The organism is Nocardioides salarius (assembly GCF_016907435.1).
Taxonomy (GTDB): domain Bacteria; phylum Actinomycetota; class Actinomycetes; order Propionibacteriales; family Nocardioidaceae; genus Nocardioides; species Nocardioides salarius.
Genome location: NZ_JAFBBZ010000001.1, coordinates 4,039,955 through 4,062,150, shown reverse-complemented (window position 1 = coordinate 4,062,150; position 22,196 = coordinate 4,039,955). Strand labels below are relative to the sequence as shown.

14 protein-coding genes and 3 rRNA genes are annotated in these 22,196 nt (G+C 69.1%); 9 read left to right on the top strand and 8 right to left on the bottom strand.

What is annotated here, in order from left to right:
- The first annotated feature begins 33 nt into the window (after window positions 1-33).
- The 6 genes from JOE61_RS19520 (at window position 34) to JOE61_RS19495 (ending at window position 5,900) form a co-directional block, all read left to right on the top strand.
- Window positions 34-1,218, top strand: a complete 1,185-nt coding sequence (locus JOE61_RS19520; RefSeq protein ID WP_193670231.1) for an acyltransferase domain-containing protein — start codon at window positions 34-36, stop codon at window positions 1,216-1,218.
- Window positions 1,218-2,237 (top strand): beta-ketoacyl-ACP synthase III, encoded by a 1,020-nt coding sequence (locus tag JOE61_RS19515; protein WP_193670230.1) that lies wholly within the window; start codon window positions 1,218-1,220, stop codon window positions 2,235-2,237. Before JOE61_RS19520 ends, JOE61_RS19515 begins: the two co-directional genes overlap by 1 nt.
- Before the next feature lie 50 nt (window positions 2,238-2,287).
- Window positions 2,288-2,533, top strand: coding sequence for an acyl carrier protein (locus JOE61_RS19510; protein ID WP_193670229.1), 246 nt, complete (start codon window positions 2,288-2,290; stop codon window positions 2,531-2,533).
- Window positions 2,534-2,638: 105 nt separating this feature from the next.
- The gene (locus JOE61_RS19505; protein WP_193670228.1) at window positions 2,639-3,889 is read left to right on the top strand and encodes a beta-ketoacyl-[acyl-carrier-protein] synthase family protein; all 1,251 of its coding nucleotides are present in this window, start codon (window positions 2,639-2,641) and stop codon (window positions 3,887-3,889) included.
- Window positions 3,890-3,906: 17 nt separating this feature from the next.
- Complete coding sequence (locus JOE61_RS19500) at window positions 3,907-5,358, top strand: acyl-CoA carboxylase subunit beta (protein WP_193670227.1); 1,452 nt, start codon at window positions 3,907-3,909, stop codon at window positions 5,356-5,358.
- An 89-nt stretch (window positions 5,359-5,447) separates the two neighbouring features.
- Window positions 5,448-5,900, top strand: coding sequence for a hypothetical protein (locus JOE61_RS19495; RefSeq protein WP_193670226.1), 453 nt, complete (start codon window positions 5,448-5,450; stop codon window positions 5,898-5,900).
- Between the two features lie 9 nt (window positions 5,901-5,909).
- Here JOE61_RS19495 and JOE61_RS19490 read toward each other — a convergent pair whose 3' ends face one another.
- Complete coding sequence (locus tag JOE61_RS19490; protein ID WP_193670225.1) at window positions 5,910-6,443, bottom strand: DUF3145 domain-containing protein; 534 nt, start codon at window positions 6,441-6,443, stop codon at window positions 5,910-5,912.
- Between the two features lie 138 nt (window positions 6,444-6,581).
- A complete protein-coding gene (locus JOE61_RS19485) occupies window positions 6,582-7,517 on the bottom strand; it encodes an alpha/beta fold hydrolase (protein WP_193670224.1) in 936 nt (311 codons plus the stop codon).
- Window positions 7,518-7,603: 86 nt separating this feature from the next.
- On the opposite strand from JOE61_RS19485, the gene JOE61_RS19480 reads away from it, so the two are divergent.
- Window positions 7,604-8,125 (top strand): hypothetical protein, encoded by a 522-nt coding sequence (locus JOE61_RS19480; protein WP_193670223.1) that lies wholly within the window; start codon window positions 7,604-7,606, stop codon window positions 8,123-8,125.
- A gap of 29 nt (window positions 8,126-8,154) precedes the next feature.
- Here the strand turns inward: JOE61_RS19480 and JOE61_RS19475 are convergent, their stop codons facing one another.
- The 6 genes from JOE61_RS19475 to tyrS form a co-directional block, all read right to left on the bottom strand.
- Window positions 8,155-9,108, bottom strand: a complete 954-nt coding sequence (locus JOE61_RS19475) for a tetratricopeptide repeat protein (RefSeq protein WP_193670222.1) — start codon at window positions 9,106-9,108, stop codon at window positions 8,155-8,157.
- 79 nt (window positions 9,109-9,187) lie between these two features.
- Window positions 9,188-9,304, bottom strand: a 5S ribosomal RNA gene (rrf, locus tag JOE61_RS19470).
- A 151-nt stretch (window positions 9,305-9,455) separates the two neighbouring features.
- Window positions 9,456-12,590: ribosomal RNA gene (locus JOE61_RS19465) — 23S ribosomal RNA — on the bottom strand.
- A 422-nt stretch (window positions 12,591-13,012) separates the two neighbouring features.
- Window positions 13,013-14,536, bottom strand: a 16S ribosomal RNA gene (locus JOE61_RS19460).
- The 16S, 23S and 5S rRNA genes sit together here, the layout of an rRNA operon.
- Window positions 14,537-14,956: 420 nt before the next feature.
- Window positions 14,957-16,024: an alpha-hydroxy acid oxidase gene (locus JOE61_RS19455; RefSeq protein WP_204797319.1), complete on the bottom strand. Its 1,068-nt coding sequence runs from the start codon at window positions 16,022-16,024 to the stop codon at window positions 14,957-14,959.
- Window position 16,025: 1 nt separating this feature from the next.
- Window positions 16,026-17,297: a tyrosine--tRNA ligase gene (gene tyrS / locus JOE61_RS19450; RefSeq protein WP_307823109.1), complete on the bottom strand. Its 1,272-nt coding sequence runs from the start codon at window positions 17,295-17,297 to the stop codon at window positions 16,026-16,028.
- A 162-nt stretch (window positions 17,298-17,459) separates the two neighbouring features.
- Between tyrS and JOE61_RS19445 the strand changes: the two genes are divergently transcribed.
- Window positions 17,460-18,902, top strand: coding sequence for a serine/threonine-protein kinase (locus JOE61_RS19445; protein ID WP_193667311.1), 1,443 nt, complete (start codon window positions 17,460-17,462; stop codon window positions 18,900-18,902).
- Between the two features lie 48 nt (window positions 18,903-18,950).
- On the top strand, window positions 18,951-22,196 hold the full coding sequence (locus tag JOE61_RS19440) for a response regulator (RefSeq protein WP_193667312.1): 3,246 nt from the start codon (window positions 18,951-18,953) through the stop codon (window positions 22,194-22,196).

Here is a 22,196-nt window from a genome sequence, read left to right as displayed (position 1 = left end):
AGTCGTAGGACCTGCTGCGGCACAGTAGGAGTCGTGCTTGTCATCGTCGCTCCCGGACAGGGAGCCCAGACCCCCGGTTTCCTCACCCCCTGGCTCGAGGACACCAACTTCGCGCGCCGCTTCGAGTGGCTCTCCACGGTGGCGGGCCTCGACCTCGTGCACTACGGCACCGAGGCCGACGCCGACGCGATCCGGGCCACCGAGGTGGCGCAGCCGCTGCTGGTCGCCACCGGGCTGATCGCCGCCCTCGAGCTGTTCCCCCACCCCAGCGACGCCTTCGAGCGCATCGGCGCCGTCGCGGGCCACAGCGTCGGCGAGATCGGCGCCGCCGCGGGCGCCCGGGTGATCACCGCCGAGCAGGCCATGGTGCTGGTGCGCGAGCGCGGGCTCGCCATGGCGCGCGCGGCGGCCCGGACCCCCACCGGCATGACCGCGGTCCTCGGCGGCGACCGCGACGAGGTGCTGGAGTCCCTGGCCACCCACGGGCTGACCCCCGCCAACGACAACGGGCCCGGGCAGGTGGTGGCCGCCGGCACGCTCGAGCAGCTGGCCGCGCTCAAGGACGCTCCCCCGGCCAAGGCACGCCTGGTGCCGCTGTCGGTGGCCGGCGCCTTCCACACCCACCACATGGCCCCGGCGGTCGAGCACCTGGGGGCGCTGGCGCGCTCGGTCTCCACCCACGACCCGCGCACCCGCGTGATCTCCAACCGCGACGGCCAGGTCGTGCACGACGGCCGCGAGGTGCTGCGCCGGATGGTGGGCCAGATCGCCCACCCGGTGCGCTGGGACCTGTGCCTGGAGACGATGGAGGACCTCGGCGTCACCGGCATCCTCGAGATGCCCCCGGCCGGCACCCTGACCGGCATCGCCAAGCGCGCCCTCAAGGGGGTCGAGACCTTCGCCCTCAAGACCCCCGACCAGCTCGACGACGCCCGCGCCTTCGTCGACAAGCACGGCGAGTCGGCCGGGCTCGAGATCACCCCGACCTGGCGGGTCGTGGTCTCCCCCACCAAGGGCACCTTCCACCTCGACGAGGCCGCCGCCGCCAGCGCCGTGCTGAGCGCCGGCACGCCCATCGGCGACGTCGCCAGCTCGCGCGACCGGATCACCATCACCGCCGCGCACGGCGGCCAGGTCGTCGAGTGGCTCGTCGAGGACGGCGACCCGGTCTCCCCCGGCCAGCCGCTGCTGCGCCTGCACCCCGAGGGCGTCGCCTGATGGCCGGCACGACGACACGGCCCGCGCTGCGGCCCTCCGCCGGCGCCCCGTACGCGCGCCTGCTCGGCCTCGGGGCCTACCGGCCCTCGCGGGTGGTCCCGAACTCCGAGGTCGTCCTGGGCATCGACTCCACCGACGAGTGGATCCGCCAGCGCTCCGGCATCGAGGAGCGGCGCTGGGCCACCGACGACGAGACCCTGCGGATGATGTCGGTGGCCGCTGCCCGCCGGGCACTGGAGGACTCCGGGGTCGACGCCCGCCAGATCGACTGCGTCGTGGTCGCCACGGTCAGCCACTTCATGCAGACCCCCGCCCTGGCCACCCTCGTCGCGCACGACCTCGGCACCGACCAGGCGGCGGCCTTCGACGTCTCGGCGGCCTGCGCCGGCTTCTGCCACGGCGTCGCGATGGCCTCCGACATGGTCCGGGGCGGCAGCGCCCGCCACGTGCTCGTCATCGGCGCCGAGCGGCTCTCCGAGCAGACCGACCCCCACGACCGCGGCACCGCCTTCATCTTCGCCGACGGCGCCGGCGCCGTCGTCGTGGGTCCGGGCGACGAGCCGGGCATCGGCCCCGTCGTCTGGGGCTCCGACGGCGAGCAGTACGACCTGATCCGCTCGCGCGAGGACTGGCGCGACGTGCTGACCTCCGAGTCGCCGCGCATGCCGCACCTGGTGATGCAGGGCAACGCGGTCTTCCGCTGGGCCTCCTTCCAGATGGCCAAGACCGGCCTCCAGGCGCTGGACCGGGCCGGCATCGGGGTCGACGACCTCGACTGCTTCGTGCCGCACCAGGCCAACAACCGCATCACCGACGCCATGGCCCGGGCGATGAAGCTGCCCGACAGCGTGGCCATCGCCCGCGACATCGTCCACCAGGGCAACACCTCGGCCGCCTCCATCCCGCTCGCGCTGGACCGGATGCGCGAGGAGGGCCAGGCCCGCTCGGGCGACACCGCCCTGCTCATCGCCTTCGGCGCCGGCCTGGCGTACGCCGCCCAGGTCGTCGTCCTGCCCTGATCCCGCACCGTCCAGCACCACCCAACAAGAAACAAGGAGACAGCCTGCACATGGCCACCACCGAAGAGATCCGTACCGACCTCGCCGAGATCGTCAACGAGGTCGCCGGCGTCGAGACCGACGACGTCCAGCTCGACAAGTCCTTCGTCGACGACCTCGACGTCGACTCCCTGTCCATGGTCGAGGTCGTCGTTGCCGCCGAGGAGAAGTTCGGCGTCTCGATCCCCGACGACGAGGTCAAGAACCTCAAGACCGTGGGCGACGCCGTCGCCTACATCGAGCGCGCCCAGGCCTGAGCCGGCTGCCGGCGACCGCCCCCGGGCGGTCGCCGGCCCCGCAGCACCCAGCACCAGCACCAGCACCAGCACCAGCACCCACCCTCCACGTAAGGACACCCACGCATGTCGTCGAAGCGAGTCGTCGTCACCGGTCTCGGGGTCACCTCCCCGGTCGGCGGAGACGTGCCCAGCACCTGGGACGCTCTCGTCAACGGACGTTCCGGCGTCCGGCCACTGACCCAGGACTGGGCCGAGACGCTGCCCGTGCGCATCGCGGGCACCGCCGCGGTCGAGCCCACCGACGTGCTCGAGCGCGTCAAGGCCCGGCGCTGGGACCGTTCGACCCAGCTCGCGATGATCGCGGCCACCGAGGCGTGGAGCGACGCCGGTCTCGCCGACACCGCTGAGGGCGACGGGCCCGACGGCGACCGCGTCGGCGTCGCCTTCGCCTCGGGCATCGGCGGCGTCACCACGCTGCTGTCCAACTACGACGCGCTGCTCGAGAAGGGCCCGCGGCGCGTCTCGCCGCTCGCGGTCCCGATGCTGATGCCCAACGCGCCCGCCGCCAGCATCAGCCTGGCCTTCGGCGCCCGCGCCTTCGCCAGCACCCCGGTCTCGGCGTGCGCCTCAGGCAACGAGGCGATCTCGCTGGCCCTCGACCAGATCCGTCTGGGCCGCGCCGACGTCGTGGTCGCCGGCGGCACCGAGGCCGCCATCCACCCGCTCAACATCGCGGCGTTCGCCAACATGATGGCGCTCTCCAAGAGCACCAACGACCCGACCACGGTCTCGCGCCCCTGGGACACCGGCCGCGACGGCTTCGTCCTCGGCGAGGGCGCCGGCGCGCTGGTCCTGGAGTCCGAGGAGCACGCCCTGGCCCGCGGTGCGCGCATCTACGCCGTGGTGATGGGTGCCGGCGTGACCGCCGACTCCCACGACATCGCCCAGCCCGACCCGAAGGGGCGCGGCGGCACCCGGGCCATCGCCCGGGCCCTGCAGGAGGGCGAGGTCGATCCCGCCGACGTGGTGCACGTCAACGCGCACGCGACCTCCACCCCGCTCGGCGACATCGCCGAGGGGCTGATGCTGCACGCGACCCTGGGCTCCCACGCCACCGAGGTGGTGGTGACCTCGACCAAGTCGATGACCGGCCACCTGCTCGGCGGCGCCGGCGCCGTGGAGGCGGTGGCCACCGTGATGGCCCTGCACCACCGGACCTCGCCGCCCACCATCAACCTCGACGACCAGGACCCCGCCGTCGACCTCGACATCGCCACCAAGGCCCGCGACCTGCCGCTCGGCGACATCGTCGCGCTCAACAACTCGTTCGGGTTCGGCGGCGCCAACGTCGCCGTCGCCTTCGGCAGCGCCTGAGACCAGGAGACCACCACGTGAGCACCGCCTCCGCCCCTCCCACCACGCCCGCAGCGAAGCCGGCCAAGCTGCCCCGGGAGCAGGACCCGCGCCACCCCCGGCACCGGCTGGGGGCGCTGCTCGACGAGGGCTCCCTCGAGCTGATCACCCCCGACGACGAGTCCGGCATGCTGGCCGCGGTCGGCACGGTCGGCGGCGCCCCCGTGGTCGCCTTCTGCTCCGACGCCACCGTGATGGGCGGGGCGATGGGCGACGAGGGCTGCCGCGTGGTCGTCGATGCCTACCACCGCGCCATGACCGACCGGATCCCGATCATCGGGTTGTGGCACTCCGGCGGCGCCCGCCTGGCCGAGGGCGTGCTGAGCCTGCACGCCGTGGGCCGCATCTTCCAGGTGATGACCCAGGCCTCGGGACGCATCCCGCAGGTCTCGGTGGTGCTCGGCCCGGCGGCGGGCGGCGCGGCGTACGGCCCCGCCCTGACCGACGTCGTGATCCTCGGGCCGGAGGGACGCATCTTCGTCACCGGCCCCGACGTGGTGCGCTCGGTGACCGGCGAGGACGTCGACATGCTGCGCCTGGGCGGCCCCGAGCCGCACGGTCGCCGCTCGGGCGTCGTGCACGTGCTCACCGACTCCGAGGAGGAGGCGCTGCAGCGTGCCCGCAGCATCGCGAACCTGCTCGGGGCGCAGGGCAGCCTGCGGGTCGCCGACGTCGAGGACCGCGACCTGGCCGCCGTCCTGCCCGAGTCGAAGAAGCGCGCCTACGACGTGCACCCGCTCGTGGAGCAGGTCCTCGACGAGGACAGCGTCGAGGAGCTGCACGCCCGCTGGGCCCCCAACATCGTCACCGCCCTGGGTCGCTTCGGTGGGCGCACCGTGGGCGTGGTCGCCAACAACCCGCTGCGCCTGGGCGGCTGCCTCGACTCGCTCTCGGCCGAGAAGGCGAGCCGGTTCGTGCGGATGTGCGACGCGTTCGGCATCCCGTTGATCGTGCTGGTCGACGTGCCGGGCTATTTGCCCGGCGTGGGCCAGGAGTGGGACGGCGTCGTACGACGTGGCGCCAAGCTGCTGCACGCCTTCGGCGAGTGCGTGGTCCCGCGCGTCACCCTGGTGACCCGCAAGACCTACGGCGGCGCCTACATCGCGATGAACGCGCGGTCGCTGGGCGCCACCAAGGTCTTCGCCTGGCCCGGCGCCGAGGTGGCGGTGATGGGCGCGGTCGCCGCGGTCCGCATCCTGCACCGCCGCAGGCTGGCCGAGGTCTCCCCCGAGATCCGGCCCGCCCTCGAGGCCGAGCTCGCCGCCGAGCACGAGCGGATCGCCGGCGGCGTCGAGCGAGCCGTCGAGATCGGCGTGGTCGACGAGGTCGTCGAGCCCGCCGCGACCCGCTCCGCGATCGCCCGGGCGATCGACGAGGCCGTCCAGAGCGTCGGCGTACGCCGCGGGGCGCACGGGAACATCCCGCTCTGACGCCGGACGCGGTCGACGCAGGGCTGTGACGTACGTAACGTTCGCCGCGCACCTGCGTTGAACCGACGACGTCTCTCGTGGAGGACCGCATGACGACCCGCACCCGCCGCCTCACCGCACCGCTCGCAGCCGCCTCGGCGGCCCTGCTCACCGCCGGGCTGCTCGCCGGGGCGGTGACGCCGGCCGCGGCGCACACCGGCACGGACGCGCACGACGCGTCGGAGCATGCCCGCACCTGGGCCAAGGACCAGGTGCTGCGGCCCGGTTGCCGGTCCTACGCCTACCGCTACCGGGTGAGCCCGCCGAGCGACCAGGCGTGGGGGCTGGAGACCTTCCTGGTCGGCCCCGGCGGCAAGAGCGTGGCCTCGGGCGCGCTGCACAGCGGGTCCGACCGCCGCAAGGGGCGCGACACCTTCGAGTTCTGCAGCACCTCGACACGTCCGGGCAAGTACAAGATCCGCGCGAAGCTGACCTACTACGTCGGCTTCACCACGCACGACGGCTGGGCCGACAGGTCCAGGTTCCGCCTGCGCCGACGCTGAGCGGCCGGCTCAGACGACCTGGTGCAGCCAGCGCACCGGCGCACCGTCGCCCGCGTGGCGGAAGGTCTCGAGCTCGTCGTCCCAGGGCTTGCCGAGCAGCTTGTCGATCTCGACCAGCAGCGTCGTGTCACCGAGCGCGGCCTTGACCACCGCGGCCTTGAGCCGGTCCTCGGGGATCATGATGTCGCCGTGCATCCCGGTCACGGCGTGGTAGACGCCGAGGTCGGGGGTGTAGGAGTAGCGGGTGCCCTCGACACCGGGGCTGGGCTCCTCGGTGATCTCGAAGCGCAGGTGGTTCCAGCCGCGCAGCGCCGAGGCGGTGGCGGCGGCGGAGCCCACCGCGCCGGTCCAGGACAACTCGGCTCGGTAGCTGCCGCTCTGCGCCGGCTGGGGCGTCCAGTCGAGGCTCACGGGCATGCCGAGCACACCGCCCACGGCCCACTCGATGTGGGGGCACAGCGCGGAGGGTGCTGAATGGACGTAGAGCACGCCCCTCGTCGCGGTGCGGGTGGCAGTCGTTGCGGTCACCGTGACCTCCTTCATCTCCGGCGCGAGGTACGCCTTCCCCAGCGGTCTCGTCAGGAGTCTCGAAGGATCGAGTGACACATATGTGGTTTGCGACCATTGTGGCCCATGATGCGGCCGAGCACCAGTCCCGCGGGCCCGTGTCGCCGGCTGTCCTCAGGCCGGTGCGGCCGCACCGGCGCCACGGCGCGGGCCGAGATCCAGCAGGGTCCCCAAGACCTCCTCGACCACCCCGAGGCCTCCGAGGTGGCTCTCGCCCTCGATGACCGTCAGCTCGGCGTCGGGGAGCCGGTCGACGACGTGCCGGCCGTGGCGCAGCGGCACGATGTGGTCGTCGTCGCCGTGCCACCACCGCACCGGCACCCGCACGTCGGCAGGTGCGAAGCCCCAGTCGCGGCAGAAGAGCAGCAGGTCGCTGATCGGCGCCGTGGACTGGAAGCGGTTGCCGTTGAGCAGGTCGTCGACGAACATCGCCCGGAACTCCGGTCGCGACAGCAGGGTCTTGTCGCCGGGGGGCTGCACGGCGGCGTACAGGTCGAGGAAGGACCCCGCCACCGGCTTGGCGAGCCGCACGAGCTGGTTGAGGGCGACGCCCAGCGGCACGCGCCCCAGCGCGAGCAGCGGAGCCAGGCGCACCGCCAGGCTGATCGCCCCGCCCTCGGCGGCGTCCGGCCCCACCGTGGGGGCCACTCCGCCGAGCACCGCGATGCCGTGCACCCGCCCGGGCAGCGCGGCCCCCGCGGCGAGCACGTAGGGGCCTCCCCCGGAGAGCCCGACGAGGTGGGTGGCCTCCACACCCAGCGCGTCGAGCAGGTGCTCCAGGTCGTGGGTCCAGTCGAGCAGGTCGCGGTAGACGTGCGGCGTCGAGGAACCGATCCCCGGGCGGTCGACACCGATGATCCGCACGCCCTGCTCGAGAGCCAGGCGACGGGCCTCCACCGGCACCTGGCGACGGGCTCCAGGAGTCCCGTGCATCCAGACCACGGCCCTGCCCCGTGGTGCGCCGTACTCGGCGAAGCTGAGCCGGCGACCGTCCCGCACGGCCACGCTGCCCTCGAGGGCAGGTCTGTCCAGTGTCACAGGAGCGCTCATCGGCCCATCATGCCAGCGGCGGACCCCGGAACGAGAACACGTTCTCCCCCACGAGACGCCGGCTCCCCATGCCCTACGCTCCTGCCATGTCGCAACAGAGCCCCGGTCACGGTCTCGGGGTCGCGCCCGGGAGGCTCGTGCGACGTGCGGTCGCTGGTCTGGCCACCGCGGGTGCGCTCCTGTTCGCCTGGTGGTTCGTCACCAACCCGGCGGCACTGCCCACCCGCGACGGCCACGTCACGGCGGTCACCGCGGCAGGCAGGCCCGTCTACGTGGGGGTCTGGAGCGCCGGCGCCGACTTCGACCGCGAGCTGCACGTCGACGGGGTGCACCTGCGCGCCGACGCGACGGTCGCCGTCACCCTCGAACCGCTCCTGTGCCGCGGCGGCTCGGTGGGAGTCACCAGCGACCCCGAGCCGTTCTGCCGTGCCCTGCTGGACCCCGCGGGAGCCACGCTGGGCCCGGGCGACTCGATCGTGGTGCGCGTCGTGGGCGAGGAGCCGGGAGCGCTCTACCTGGACCGACCGGCGATCGCCTTCCGCGAGGGCCCCAGGTGGGGCAAGCGCGAGGCGGGCACCGAGGCCGTCCTCGCGATCCTCACCCCCTGACGCAGCGACCGGGTGCGGTCCCCGTCGGGTCAGCCCCGCTCGGCCTTCTCGAGGATGGCTGCGCGCTCGGCGGCGTCGGTGATCTCGTCGGCGTCGATGGCGTCGGTGCGGTGGAACCACGCCAGTGCGTCGGTGGTCCGACCGGCGGACTCGAGGGTGTCGGCGTAGGCGTAGCGCAGCCGCACGACCCAGGGAGCGCGGCTCTTCGAGAGCAGCGGCGCCAGCTCGAGGGTCCGCAGGGCGGCGTCCATCTGGCCCATGTCACGACGGGCTCCGGCCTCGACGATGGTCATCTCGGCCTTCGCCTCGGCCTCGAAGTTGGCCACCGACGGGCTCTTGGCGAGCTTGAGCGCCTGATCGGGCTGTCCCAGCGCGCGGTGGCAGTCCGCGATGATCGGCAGGTACGCGGTCGCGCCGTTCATCCGCTTCGCGGCCCGCAGGTCGGCCAGCGCCTCGGCGTAGTGACCCGCTGCGTACGCCGCCTCGCCGGCGGCCTCGCGCACCACGGCCAACCGAGGCGCGCGCGCACGCGCGGCCAGGGTGTGCTGGTAGGCGGTCTCGGGGTCCTCGTCGATGAGGGCCCCTGCCGCCGCGAGGTGGCGTGCCACCCGGGCCGCCAGCTTCTCGGGCAAGCCCTTGAGCTGGGCGATGACCGAGCGGTCGAGCTCCTTGCCGGTGATGTCGTCGGGCAGCTCGGGGCCGTCGTAGACCGCCTGGTCGGCGGAACGGGGTGCCTCCTTCTCGACCGAGCGGCCGCTTCCGGCCCCACGGGGCCCGGACTTGCGGTCGCGGGACTGGCCACCGCGTCCACCGCGGGAGTCGCGGTCACCGCGGGAGTCACGGGAGTCGCGCGAGTCCGAGCGTCCGCCGCGCTCGGGGCGACCCTCCGAAGACCTGCCCGAGGACGGACGGCCCCCGCCGGTGGGACGCCCACCCGAGGGGCGAGCGCCGGTGGGGCGCTGGTTGCGTCGCTGCTCAGCCACGGGATGCTCCTTCGTCGACCTGCTGGTCAGGGGTAAATGCACGTAGGGGCCACCTTGCGGTGGCCCCTACGGAGTGTATGTCCGGCGGCGTCCTACTCTCCCACAACCTCTCGGTTGCAGTACCATCGGCGCTGAAAGGCTTAACTTCCGGGTTCGGGATGGGACCGGGTGTTTCCCTTTCGCTATGGCCGCCGTAACTCTTGCGGCACACACACCCAGGTTGATGTTCACTGGGTGGTGGTGTGTGCCAAGCCATTATTCACATGTGGATGTGTCATGTGTCGTGGTTTGTGTGTGTGGATTCGTGGACGCGAGCAGCTCACCTTGTAGGTTCAGCTGAGTGGTTGTGGGACAAGCCCTCGGCCTATTAGTACCGGTCGGCTAGGCATTGCTGCTGTACACCTCCGGCCTATCAACCCAGTGTTCTGCTGGGGGCCTTACCCGGTTGACCCGGTGGGAAACCTCATCTTGAAACGTGCTTCCCGCTTAGATGCATTCAGCGGTTATCACTTCCGAACGTAGCTAACCAGCCGTGCCCCTGGCGGGACAACTGGCACACCAGAGGTTCGTCCATCCCGGTCCTCTCGTACTAGGGACAGCCTTTCTCAAGTTTCCTGCGCGCGCGGCGGATAGGGACCGAACTGTCTCACGACGTTCTAAACCCAGCTCGCGTGCCGCTTTAATGGGCGAACAGCCCAACCCTTGGGACCTACTCCAGCCCCAGGATGCGACGAGCCGACATCGAGGTGCCAAACCATCCCGTCGATATGGACTCTTGGGGAAGATCAGCCTGTTATCCCCGGGGTACCTTTTATCCGTTGAGCGACGTCGCTTCCACATGCCGACGCCGGATCACTAGTTCCGACTTTCGTCCCTGCTCGACATGTCTGTCTCACAGTCAAGCTCCCTTGTGCACTTACACTCGCCACCTGATTGCCAACCAGGCTGAGGGAACCTTTGAGCGCCTCCGTTACTCTTTAGGAGGCAACCGCCCCAGTTAAACTACCCATCAGGCACTGTCCCTGATCCGGATAACGGACCTAGGTTAGACATCTAGTACGACCAGAGTGGTATTTCAACGATGACTCCACACTCACTGGCGTGAATGCTTCACAGTCTCCCACCTATCCTACACAAGCCGAACCAAACACCAATACCAAACTATAGTAAAGGTCCCGGGGTCTTTCCGTCCTGCCGCGCGTAACGAGCATCTTTACTCGTAGTGCAATTTCGCCGAGTCCACGGTTGAGACAGCGCCCAAGTCGTTACTCCATTCGTGCAGGTCGGAACTTACCCGACAAGGAATTTCGCTACCTTAGGATGGTTATAGTTACCACCGCCGTTTACTGGGGCTTAAATTCTCCGCTTCGGTATTGCTACCTAACAGGTCCTCTTAACCTTCCAGCACCGGGCAGGAGTCAGTCCGTATACATCGTCTTACAACTTCGCACGGACCTGTGTTTTTAGTAAACAGTCGCTTGGGCCTGGTCTCTGCGGCCCTTCCCGCTCCCACCGCAAGGGTGTTCACGTTCCGGGCCCCCCTTCTCCCGAAGTTACGGGGGCATTTTGCCGAGTTCCTTAACCGTGGTTCGCTCGATCGCCTTAGTATTCTCTACCTGATCACCTGAGTCGGTTTGGGGTACGGGCGGCGCATAGCTCGCTAGAGGTTTTTCTCGACAGCATAGGATCATCCACTTCCCCCCAACGGGGTCCCCATCACATCTCAAGCCCGACATCGAAGTCAGAGATCCGGATTTGCCTAGATCTCGCCCTACATGCTTAGCCGTACACAACCATCGGTACGGTTGGACTACCTTCCTGCGTCACCCCATCGCTTGACTACTACCAGTTCGGGTCCCACGCTACGCACCCGCGTCTCGCCCCGAAGGGTCCGATCACGGATGTTTCAGATGGTTAGCATCACCAGGTTCGTCATGGGCGCTACTTTGCCGGTACGGGAATATCAACCCGTTGTCCATCGACTACGCCTGTCGGCCTCGCCTTAGGTCCCGACTTACCCAGGGCAGATTAGCTTGACCCTGGAACCCTTGATCATTCGGCGCACGTGTTTCTCACACGTGATTCGCTACTCATGCCTGCATTCTCACTCGTGTCGCATCCACACCTGGATCACTCCGGCGCTTCACTCGCGACACGACGCTCCCCTACCCATCCACACACCTGAACACCCATCAAGTGGGTGCTGGGCTTATGTGAATGCCATAGCTTCGGCGGATGACTTGAGCCCCGCTACATTGTCGGCGCGGAATCACTTGACCAGTGAGCTATTACGCACTCTTTCAAGGGTGGCTGCTTCCAAGCCAACCTCCTGGTTGTCAGTGCGACTCCACATCCTTTTCCACTTAGTCACCGCTTAGGGGCCTTAGCTGATGGTCTGGGCTGTTTCCCTCTCGACTACGGAGCTTATCCCCCGCAGTCTCACTGCTGCGCTCTCACTTACCGGCATTCGGAGTTTGGTTAACGTCAGTAACCTGGTCGGGCCCATCGGCTATCCAGTGCTCTACCTCCGGCAAGAAACACGCAACGCTGCACCTAAATGCATTTCGGGGAGAACCAGCTATCACGAAGTTTGATTGGCCTTTCACCCCTATCCACAGGTCATCCCCTCAGTTTTCAACCTAAGTGGGTTCGGTCCTCCACGCGGTCTTACCCGCGCTTCAACCTGCCCATGGATAGATCACTTCGCTTCGGGTCTTGATCGTGCTACTAAGTAGCCCTATTCGGACTCGCTTTCGCTACGGCTTCCCCACACGGGTTAACCTCGCAACACAACGCAAACTCGCAGGCTCATTCTTCAAAAGGCACGCCGTCACCCCGTCACACAAGTGTGAGCAAGGCTCCGACGGATTGTAGGCACACGGTTTCAGGTACTATTTCACTCCCCGCCAGGGGTACTTTTCACCTTTCCCTCACGGTACTTGTCCGCTATCGGTCATCAAGGAGTATTTAGGCTTAACGGGTGGTCCCGCCAGATTCACACGGAATTTCAGGGGTTCCGTGTTACTTGGGATATGCGCATCACAGCTCGCGACTTACACTTACGGGGCTATCACCCTCTACGGCGCCACTTTCCAGCGGACTTCAACTTCATCACGAGTTTCTTACTGTGTGGTAGGCCGGCAGACCCACCCATGCGATCCCACAACCCCACATACACAACCCCTGCCGGGTATCACATGTACGTGGTTTGGCCTCATCCGATTTCGCTCGCCACTACTCTCGGAATCACTATTGTTTTCTCTTCCTGTGGGTACTGAGATGTTTCACTTCCCCACGTTCCCTCCACACACCCTATATATTCAGGCGCGGGTAACTGGACATGACTCCAGCTGGGTTTCCCCATTCGGACACCCCCGGATCACAGCTTGGTTGCCAACTCCCCAGGGCTTATCGCAGGCTCCTACGTCCTTCATCGGCTCTTGATGCCAAGGCATCCACCATGTGCCCTTCATAGCTTGTCTCACAAACACTCAACAAAAACTACAAAGACTAGAATTAATTACATCTAGAAAGACACGACACCCACACCCACCCCACACAAGAGGCAGATGCGTACTGTCGCGTCAGATGCTCGCGTCCACTATCCAATTCACAAACAACCAGCCCACCAAGCCCCCAGCCCCACCATCCGGTGGACCTGGGATACCAGGAGGCATCGAGCAGACCAGTCACCTGATCCCTCAAAGCTCAACAGTGTGCCAACCCCACCCCAACAAACGAGAGCCTCCAGGTTCCACACCCCCACACCCACTCAAAGAGCGCGTGTACGAGTAGTACTGAGAAGACCCCGCCCACAGGGGCGAAGCATCATCGACGATTCCACTAGTGAACACCACCATACGTACCAGAACAGGCGTCTGGCATCGGGGCGTGTGCTCCTTAGAAAGGAGGTGATCCAGCCGCACCTTCCGGTACGGCTACCTTGTTACGACTTCGTCCCAATCGCCAGCCCCACCTTCGACGGCTCCCTCCCACAAGGGGTTAGGCCACCGGCTTCGGGTGTTGCCGACTTTCGTGACGTGACGGGCGGTGTGTACAAGGCCCGGGAACGTATTCACCGCAGCGTTGCTGATCTGCGATTACTAGCGACTCCGACTTCATGGGGTCGAGTTGCAGACCCCAATCCGAACTGAGACCGGCTTTTTGGGATTCGCTCCCCCTCACGGGATCGCAGCCCTTTGTACCGGCCATTGTAGCATGCGTGAAGCCCTGGACATAAGGGGCATGATGACTTGACGTCATCCCCACCTTCCTCCGAGTTGACCCCGGCAGTCTCCTATGAGTCCCCACCATCCCGAAGGACGTGCTGGCAACATAGGACGAGGGTTGCGCTCGTTGCGGGACTTAACCCAACATCTCACGACACGAGCTGACGACAGCCATGCACCACCTGTACACCGACTAAAAGGGGCTACATCTCTGCAGCTTTCCGGTGTATGTCAAACCCAGGTAAGGTTCTTCGCGTTGCATCGAATTAATCCGCATGCTCCGCCGCTTGTGCGGGCCCCCGTCAATTCCTTTGAGTTTTAGCCTTGCGGCCGTACTCCCCAGGCGGGGCGCTTAATGCGTTAGCTGCGGCACGGAATCCGTGGAATGGACCCCACACCTAGCGCCCAACGTTTACGGTGTGGACTACCAGGGTATCTAATCCTGTTCGCTCCCCACACTTTCGCTCCTCAGCGTCAGGTAATTCCCAGAGAACCGCCTTCGCCACCGGTGTTCCTCCTGATATCTGCGCATTTCACCGCTACACCAGGAATTCCGTTCTCCCCTGAATACCTCTAGTCTGCCCGTATCGGAAGCAAGCACTGAGTTAAGCCCAGTGTTTTCACTCCCGACGCGACAAACCGCCTACGAGCCCTTTACGCCCAATAATTCCGGACAACGCTCGCACCCTACGTATTACCGCGGCTGCTGGCACGTAGTTGGCCGGTGCTTCTTCTGTAGGTACCGTCACTTGCGCTTCGTCCCTACTGAAAGAGGTTTACAACCCGAAGGCCGTCATCCCTCACGCGGCGTTGCTGGATCAGGCTTCCGCCCATTGTCCAATATTCCCCACTGCTGCCTCCCGTAGGAGTCTGGGCCGTGTCTCAGTCCCAGTGTGGCCGGTCACCCTCTCAGGCCGGCTACCCGTCGAAGCCTTGGTAGGCCATTACCCCACCAACAAGCTGATAGGCCGCGAGCACATCCCCCACCGAAAAACTTTCCACCACCATCACATGCGTGAAGTGGTCATATCCGGTATTAGACCCCGTTTCCGAGGCTTATCCCGAAGTGAAGGGCAGATTACTCACGTGTTACTCACCCGTTCGCCGCTCGTGTACCCCGAAGGGCCTTACCGCTCGACTTGCATGTGTTAAGCACGCCGCCAGCGTTCGTCCTGAGCCAGGATCAAACTCTCCGTTGAAAAACAACACCACACCAACCAAAAAGGTCAGCGCAGAAAAAGAGATGCCTGACAAGAGAACAAAACTGACAATTGCCAGAATCATCGTCTTACCAAAGAAACCATCAACCACATCAACCCCCGAAAGGACATCCATGATCAACGGGGCATAACAAACTAATTCGTCGACTATGACACACTGTTGAGTTCTCAAGAATCAGACGCACACCGTCCCAGCACCTCTCGGCACCAGCGGCGGGGCTCTGCGCTCCGCAGCGCGGCAGACCGCGATGTGGAGCTGTGGTCGTCCTGGGGCCGGGAGCCCGGCCAGACCGGCCTTGCTCCCCGCCGCTCCCTGGCGACATGGAAAACATTAGGCGAACGGCTGCCACACGACAAATCGAGTTGGGGTGACCCGGAGCACATCCGCGTTTGTGCAGGTCAGACTGGGTATGGCCCCTCGTCCGCGTCATCGGCCAGCAGGTCCCGGGTGTCCGCGGGCGTACGGCAGCCGGCCAGGCGCAGGGCCTCCACGGTCTCGGTGAGGAGGGCGGCGTGCCAGCGGGCCACCCCGGCCTCCCCCTCGACCAGGGCGTGCAGGACGGGCCGGCCCACGAAGACGGCGTCGGCGCCGGCCGCGAGCGCGGTCACGACGTCGAGCCCGCTGCGCACTCCCCCGTCGACGTAGACCTCGGCATCGGCGCCGACGGCGCGGCGCACCTCGGGCAGGGCCGCCGCGGTGCTCAGGCTGCGGTCGAGCTGGCGGCCGCCGTGCGTCGACACCCACACTCCTGCGGCGCCGGCCTGCACGCACCGCCGCGCATCGTCGCCGCGCAGCACGCCCTTGACCACGACGGGCAGCCCGGTGCGCTCACGCAGCCAGTCGATGTCGTGGGGACCGAGGTCGAGCGCCTTCTCGGAGCCGGGCTGGTCGTCGTAGCCCGGGTCGAAGTTGACCCGGGTCCAGGCCGGGTCGGCCAGGTCCCAGATGAGTGCCTCCGAGGGGTGCCACGTCGCCACCACGGGGGTGTCGACCGTCAGGACGACGGCCGTCGCACCGGCAGCGACCGCCCGGTCCAGCAAGGGACCGGCCAGGGTGCGGTCGGAGGGCAGGTAGACCTGCAACCACCAGGTGACCCCGGTCGCGGCGATGTCGTCGAACGTGCTGCCGGCGTTGCTCGAGACCACCATGACCGCGCCGGCCGCCGCCGAGGCCCGCGCGGTGGCCAGCTCGCCGTCGGGGTGCACGGCCCGCTGCAGGGAGGTCGGGGCCACGCCCCACGGCACCCGGCTGGAGCAGCCGAGCAGCTCGACCGTGGGGTCGACGGAGGTGACGTCGCGCAGCACGTGCGGTCGCAGGCGCAGCCGGCCCCAGCCCGCCGCTGCCTCGCCGGCGGTGACACCGGCGCCGGCGCCGTGCTCGACGTACTCGCGCAGGGGCAGGGCCATCGACCCCGCCGCGCGGGCACCGAGCCCGCTCAACCAGCTGCCGCCGCGCGCGTCGCCCACCTCAGACGACCTCGACGCCCTTGAAGCTCTTCTTGCCCTTGCGCAGCACCAGCCAGGTGCCGCCGAGCAGGTCGTCGGCGCCCGGCACCCGGTCGGGGTCCTCCACACGCACGTTGTTGAGGTAGGCACCGCCCTCCGCCACCGTGCGCCGGGCGTCGCCCTTGCTCTTGGCCAGCCCGGTCTCGACGAGCAGGTCGACGACCGAGGGCAGCCCGCCCGCCGACTCCAGACGCAGCACCCCCGTCTCGCGCAGTGCCGCGCCCAGGGTGTCGGGGCTCAGCTCGGCCATGTCCCCCCCGCCGAACAGCGCGGCGGAGGCCGCCTGGATGCGGGCCGTCTCCTGGGCCCCGTGCACCAGCGTGGTCATCTCCTCGGCCAGCGCCTTCTGGCCCGCGCGCAGGAACGGCTTCTCGGCGTGCGCGGCCTCGAGCTCCTCGATCCGCGCCCGGTCGAGGAAGGTGAACAACCGCAGCAGCTCGCCGACCTTCTCGTCCTCGACGTTGAGCCAGAACTGGTAGAAGGCGTAGGGCGAGAGCATCTCGGGGTCCAGCCACAGTGCGCCGCCCTCGCTCTTGCCGTACTTGGTGCCGTCGGCCCGGGTCACCAGCGGGGTGACGAAGGCGTGCACCCGCTCCCCGTCGGCGCGACGCACCAGCTCGACGCCGCCGGTGATGTTGCCCCACTGGTCGGAGCCGCCGAGCTGGAGGGAGACGCCGTGCTCGCGGTGCAGGTGCAGGTAGTCCATGGACTGCAGCAGGATGTAGGAGAACTCGGTGTAGCTGATGCCGTCGTCGAGCCGGTTGCGCACCACGTCGCGGGCCAGCATCCGGTTGACCGGGAAGTGCTTGCCGATGTCGCGCAGGAAGTCGATCGCGGAGACACCGGCGGTCCAGTCGAGGTTGTTGACCATGGTGGCGGCGTTCTCGCCCTCGAAGGAGAGGAACGGCTCCACCTGGTGGCGGATGCGTTCGACCCACTCGGCCACGGTCTCGAGCGTGTTGAGCGTGCGCTCGCCGGAGTCGCGGGGGTCGCCGATCATGCCGGTCGAGCCGCCGACGAGCACGAACGGCGTGTGGCCGCCACGCTGCAGGCGCATCGCCGTGACGATCTGCAGCAGGTTGCCCATGTGCAGGCTCGGCGCGGTGGGGTCGAAGCCGACGTAGTAGCGGACGCTGCCCTCCACGAGCGCGGCGCGCAGCGCGTCGCGGTCCGTCGAGTGGGCGACGAGGCCGCGCCACTCGAGGTCGTCGAGGAGGGTGGGGTCGATGCTCACGTCTGGTGCCTTCTCCGCTGCGGGGCGCGGACAACGCAGTCCGCCGGACGACGCCAAGCCTGCCTCATCGTCGATCGGGACGCCCACCGGGTTCACGACCCGTCGGCGCGGGGGCGTCGCTGCCCGACGCCCTATCCTCGTGCGCATGGAGGTCGAGCAGGCGTGATCGCGGGCAGGTACACGCTCGAGCGGGAGATCGGGCGCGGCGGGATGGGCGCGGTGTGGCTCGGTCGCGACGAGATGCTCGGCCGGCCGGTGGCACTCAAGCGCCTCGGTGCCGTCCCCGGCCAGGACCCCGACGACCGCGAGCGCGCGGAGCGGGCCGAGCGCGAGGCCCGGCTGGCCGCGCGGCTGAGCCACCCCCACGTCGTGGCCGTCTACGACCTCGTCGAGGAGGACGGCCAGCAGTACCTGGTGATGGAGCACGTCGACGGCACCAACCTCTCGGGCTACCTGCGCGCCGAGGGGCCCCTGTCCCCCGACCGGGCCGCGCAGCTGCTGGGGCAGGCGGCCGAAGCGCTCGCCGCCGCCCACGAGGCCGGGATCGTGCACCGCGACGTCAAGCCGTCCAACATGCTGGTCACCGCCGACGGCCAGGTGAAGCTCTCCGACTTCGGCATCGCCCGCGCCGAGACCGACCCGTCCCTGACCCAGACCGGGCTGGTGACCGGGTCGCCCGCCTACCTGGCCCCCGAGGTCGCCTCGGGAGCCACGGCCACGGCACGCAGCGACGTGTGGTCGCTGGGCGCGTCGCTCTTCCACGCCCTGGCCGGCCACCCGCCGTACGAGGTGAGCGATAACGTGCTCGGAGCGCTCTACCGCATCGTGCACGAGGAGCCCCCGCGCGTCGACGAGCCGGGATGGCTCGGGCCGCTGCTGCGGGCCACGATGTGCCGCGACCCCGAGCAGCGCTGGGACATGGCCACCGTGCGCGACGTGCTGCTGCAGGGCCCGGGGGCCGCCGAGCCCCTCCCTGCGCTGCCGAGCGGTGACGACACCCGGTCGATGGAGGAGATCGCCCCCCTCAACACCGGGGTGCAGCCCACGGTCATCCCCGCACCGTCCTCCGCGTCGCCGCCGGCGAGCGCCGGTGGTGCGTCGCAGCGCCGTCGACGGGGAGCGCTGGCGCCGGTGGCGCTGGGTGCCGCGTTGCTGGTCGTGCTCGTGGTCATCGCCTTCGCCGTCGGCCAGGGACGCGACCCCGGCGACGAGGCACCCACCGCAGCGGGGACGAGCCCGGGACCGACCTCGAGCAGCCCGACCGAGGACCCCTCGCCGACCCAGGGCCCCACCGCCGAGGACATCGAGGAGTTCGCCGCCGACTACGTGCGCACCGCCGCGGCCGACCCGGACGCCGGCTACGCGATGCTCACCCCCGCCTACCAGCGCGAGAGCGGCCGGCTGCGGGGCTACACCGGCTTCTGGGGCAGCGTGCGCGAGGTCAGCGACTTCACGATGGAGGGTGCGGACCCCGGGGCCGGGACGGCCACCTACACCTACACCTACACCCGTGCCGGCTCGGGCACCGTGACCGAGACCATCGAGCTCACCCTGCAGGAGCAGCCGGACGGCGGGTTCCTCATCTCCGGCGCGCGCCGGATCTGACAGCGCGGCAGGCCCCGAGGCCCTATCGTGGGGCGGGGCGGAGGTGTGATGACGGCAGGTGGGATGTACCGCGACATCGTCGAGCGCTCGCCGGACGGCATCTGGGTCATCGACCTGACCGGACGCACCATCTACGCCAACCCGGCCATGGCGCACCTGTACGGCGTGCCGCACGACCGCATGCAGCACGTCCCCATGCAGGACAGCCTCGACGAGGTCGGCCGCCCCCAGCTCGAGGCGCACCTCGCCCGGGTGCGAGAGGGACACGTCAACCACGACGCCGTCGAGGTGCAGCTCGTGCGCCACGACGGCGGCGTCACCTGGGTGCTGGTGCGCGAGTGCCCGGTGCTCGACGAGGAGGGCCGGCCCACCGCGCTGCAGCTGACCTTCAGCGACTACGACGACCGGCGCGCGGCGGCGCTGGCCCACGAGGAGAGCCGGCAGCGCCTCGAGGAGACCCAGGAGATCGCCCGCATCGGAGCCTGGACCTGGGACCTCACCGCGGGCGCGATCATCGGGTCGGAGCAGATCGACCGGCTCTTCGGGGTCGACACCACCACGGAGGCCTGGACCCTGGAGCGCTTCGTCGAGAAGGTCCATCCCGACGACCGCGACCTGGTGCGCCAGCTGGTGGCCGGCAGCCTCGCCGACGGCAGCACGCTGGACGTCACCGTGCAGGTCCTGGCCAACGAGGAGTGGCGGTGGGCCCGCGCTCGCGGCGTGCTGCAGCCCGACCCCCACCACCCGCGCATGGTCGGCACGCTGCAGGACGTCACGGAGACCAAGCAGACCGAGCTCGCGCTGGCCGACCAGGCGGCCCAGAACACCCTGATGCAGACCGTGGCGACGGCCGCCAACGACGCCGAGACCCTGGACAGCCTGCTGCGCCAGGCCCGCGACCTGGTCCTGCTGCACGACGACTGGTCGCGTGCGCGGGCGTTCACGATCGATGCCGAGGGAGTGCTGCAGCCGCTGTACGTCGACCCCCGGAGCGCGGCCGAGGACGACGCCGACCCGGCCACGGCCGACGCCGAGCTGGCGCTGGCCCGCTCGGTGCTGACGGCCAGGGAGACCCGCTGGGACGAGGCACGTCTGACGATCGCCTTCCCCGTCATGGTGCTCGACGAGGTCCGGGCGGTGCTGACCCTCACCTCCGACCCGCCGCTCTACCGCCACGCCATGATCGAGCAGATGGTGGGGCACGTGGCCGAGCAGATGGGCCGGGTGGCCTGGCGCGAGCAGGTGCACCAGGAGCTGGCCGAGGCACGCGACCAGGCGATGGACGCCTCGCGGCAGAAGTCGGAGTTCCTGGCGACCATGAGCCACGAGATCCGCACCCCGCTCAACGGGGTGATCGGCCTCAACGACCTGCTGCTGCGCACCACGCTCACCGGTGAGCAGCAGCGCCTCGCGGCGGGCGTGCAGGTCGCCAGCCGGGCACTGCTGGGAGTCATCAACGACATCCTCGACTTCTCCAAGATCGAGGCCGGCCGTCTCGAGCTCGAGGTCCTCGACTTCGAGGTGCGCCCCGTCCTCGACCAGGTCGTCGGGGTGCTCGCGGCACAGGCACGCGCCAAGGGCATCGAGCTGACGCTCTCGTGCGCGGCCGAGGTGCCCCGGGTGCTGGCCGGCGACCCCACCCGCCTCGCCCAGGTGCTGACCAACCTCGTCTCCAACGCCGTCAAGTTCACCGACCACGGGCGGGTCGACGTCGAGGCCGGCGCGCGCCCCGCCCCCGACGCCGGCACCACCCTGGTCGTCTCCGTCACCGACACCGGCATCGGAGTGCCTCCGGAGAAGGTCGCCGGCCTCTTCGACCCCTTCACCCAGGCCGACGCCTCCACCACGCGCGTCTACGGCGGCACCGGCCTCGGGCTGGCGATCTCCCACGAGATCGTCCAGGCCCTGGGCGGGACCCTGGCCCACCGGCCCAACCCCGGCGGCGGCGCCGTCTTCACCGCGGAGGTCCCGCTGGCCCTGCCGGCCGGCGACGTGGTCGACGTCGCCGACGAGCAGGCACGCTCGCTGCTCGCCGGACGCCGCGTGCTCGTCGTCGACGACAACCCCGCCAACCGGATGATCCTGGTCGAGCAGCTCGGCTGGTGGGGCCTCGAGGTCGACGTCACGACCTCGGTCGACGAGGCGCTGGCCGCCGTCGCCCGCAACGACCGGGAGGCCGGCGAGGATCGCGCGGCGGCGTACGCCGCGGTGCTGCTCGACATGGCGATGCCTCGGCGCGACGGCCTCGACCTGGCCCGCACGCTGCGGGCCGACCCCGCGCACGGCACGACCGTGCTGCTGATGCTCACCTCGATGACCCACCTGGACGACGTCGAGGTGCGCAGCGCCGGGCTCGACGACTACCTGGTCAAGCCGGTGCCCGCGGGCGTGCTGCGCAGCACGCTGGTCGAGCACCTGTCGAGCGCGACCACGCTCGCCGCGTCCGCGCCTCCGGCTCGTCGTGCGCACCGCGTGCTGGTGGTCGAGGACAACCCCGTCAACCAGATGGTCGCCGCCGGGCTCCTGGAGCACCTGGGCTACGACCATGCGACCGTCGACGACGGGCGGGCCGCTGTCGAGTCGGTTGCCCGTGGCGGTTGGGACGCGGTGCTGATGGACGTGCAGATGCCGGTGCTCGACGGGTACGCCGCGACGCGTGCCATCCGGGCCGCGGAGGCGGCCGCCGGCTCCGCCCGGCTGCCGGTCATCGCCATGACCGCGGCGGCCGTGGAGGGTGAGCGCGAGCGCTGTGCCGAGGCCGGCATGGACGACTACCTGACCAAGCCCGTCGACCCCGCCGCCCTCACCGAGACCCTGGCCCGGTGGCTCGACGCCCCGGGGCCCCCTGCCGGTCCCGACGACGAGCCCCAGCCCCACCACGAGGAGATACCCATGCCCGAGCCCGTCCCGCCCACGGACGACCCGGCCCTGGCCGGTCTCGACCTCGACCGGCTCGAGATGCTGCGCGAGCTCGACGAGGACAACACCGACTACCTCGACCGCGCCATCGCGAACTTCGAGCGCAACTGCGCCGAGGCGATGGAGGCGATGAGCGCGGCCGTCGACGCCGGCGACGCCGACGCGTTGCGCCAGGTCTCGCACAAGCTGGCCGGCGGCGCGCTCAACCTGGGCGTCGTCTACGCGGGCGAGGCGGTGCGCCGGCTGGAGGCCGTGGCCGACACCGGGTCGGTGGGCGGTGCCGCCGACCTGCTGCCCTCCACCGAGGAGGCGCTCGCCCGAGGCCGGGGAGCGCTGTCGGTCTACCAGGAGTGGTACCGCTCGCTCGGCGGCTGA

What these genes read in the sequence shown, in the direction of transcription:
- JOE61_RS19495 (WP_193670226.1), top strand. Translation starts at nt 5,448, where the DNA reads ATGACGACCCGCACCCGCCGCCTCACCGCACCGCTCGCAGCCGCCTCG.
- JOE61_RS19485 (WP_193670224.1), bottom strand. Translation starts at nt 7,517, where the DNA reads ATGAGCGCTCCTGTGACACTGGACAGACCTGCCCTCGAGGGCAGCGTG.
- JOE61_RS19510 (WP_193670229.1), top strand. Translation starts at nt 2,288, where the DNA reads ATGGCCACCACCGAAGAGATCCGTACCGACCTCGCCGAGATCGTCAAC.
- JOE61_RS19440 (WP_193667312.1), top strand. Translation starts at nt 18,951, where the DNA reads ATGACGGCAGGTGGGATGTACCGCGACATCGTCGAGCGCTCGCCGGAC.
- JOE61_RS19505 (WP_193670228.1), top strand. Translation starts at nt 2,639, where the DNA reads ATGTCGTCGAAGCGAGTCGTCGTCACCGGTCTCGGGGTCACCTCCCCG.
- JOE61_RS19490 (WP_193670225.1), bottom strand. Translation starts at nt 6,443, where the DNA reads ATGAAGGAGGTCACGGTGACCGCAACGACTGCCACCCGCACCGCGACG.
- JOE61_RS19480 (WP_193670223.1), top strand. Translation starts at nt 7,604, where the DNA reads ATGTCGCAACAGAGCCCCGGTCACGGTCTCGGGGTCGCGCCCGGGAGG.
- JOE61_RS19515 (WP_193670230.1), top strand. Translation starts at nt 1,218, where the DNA reads ATGGCCGGCACGACGACACGGCCCGCGCTGCGGCCCTCCGCCGGCGCC.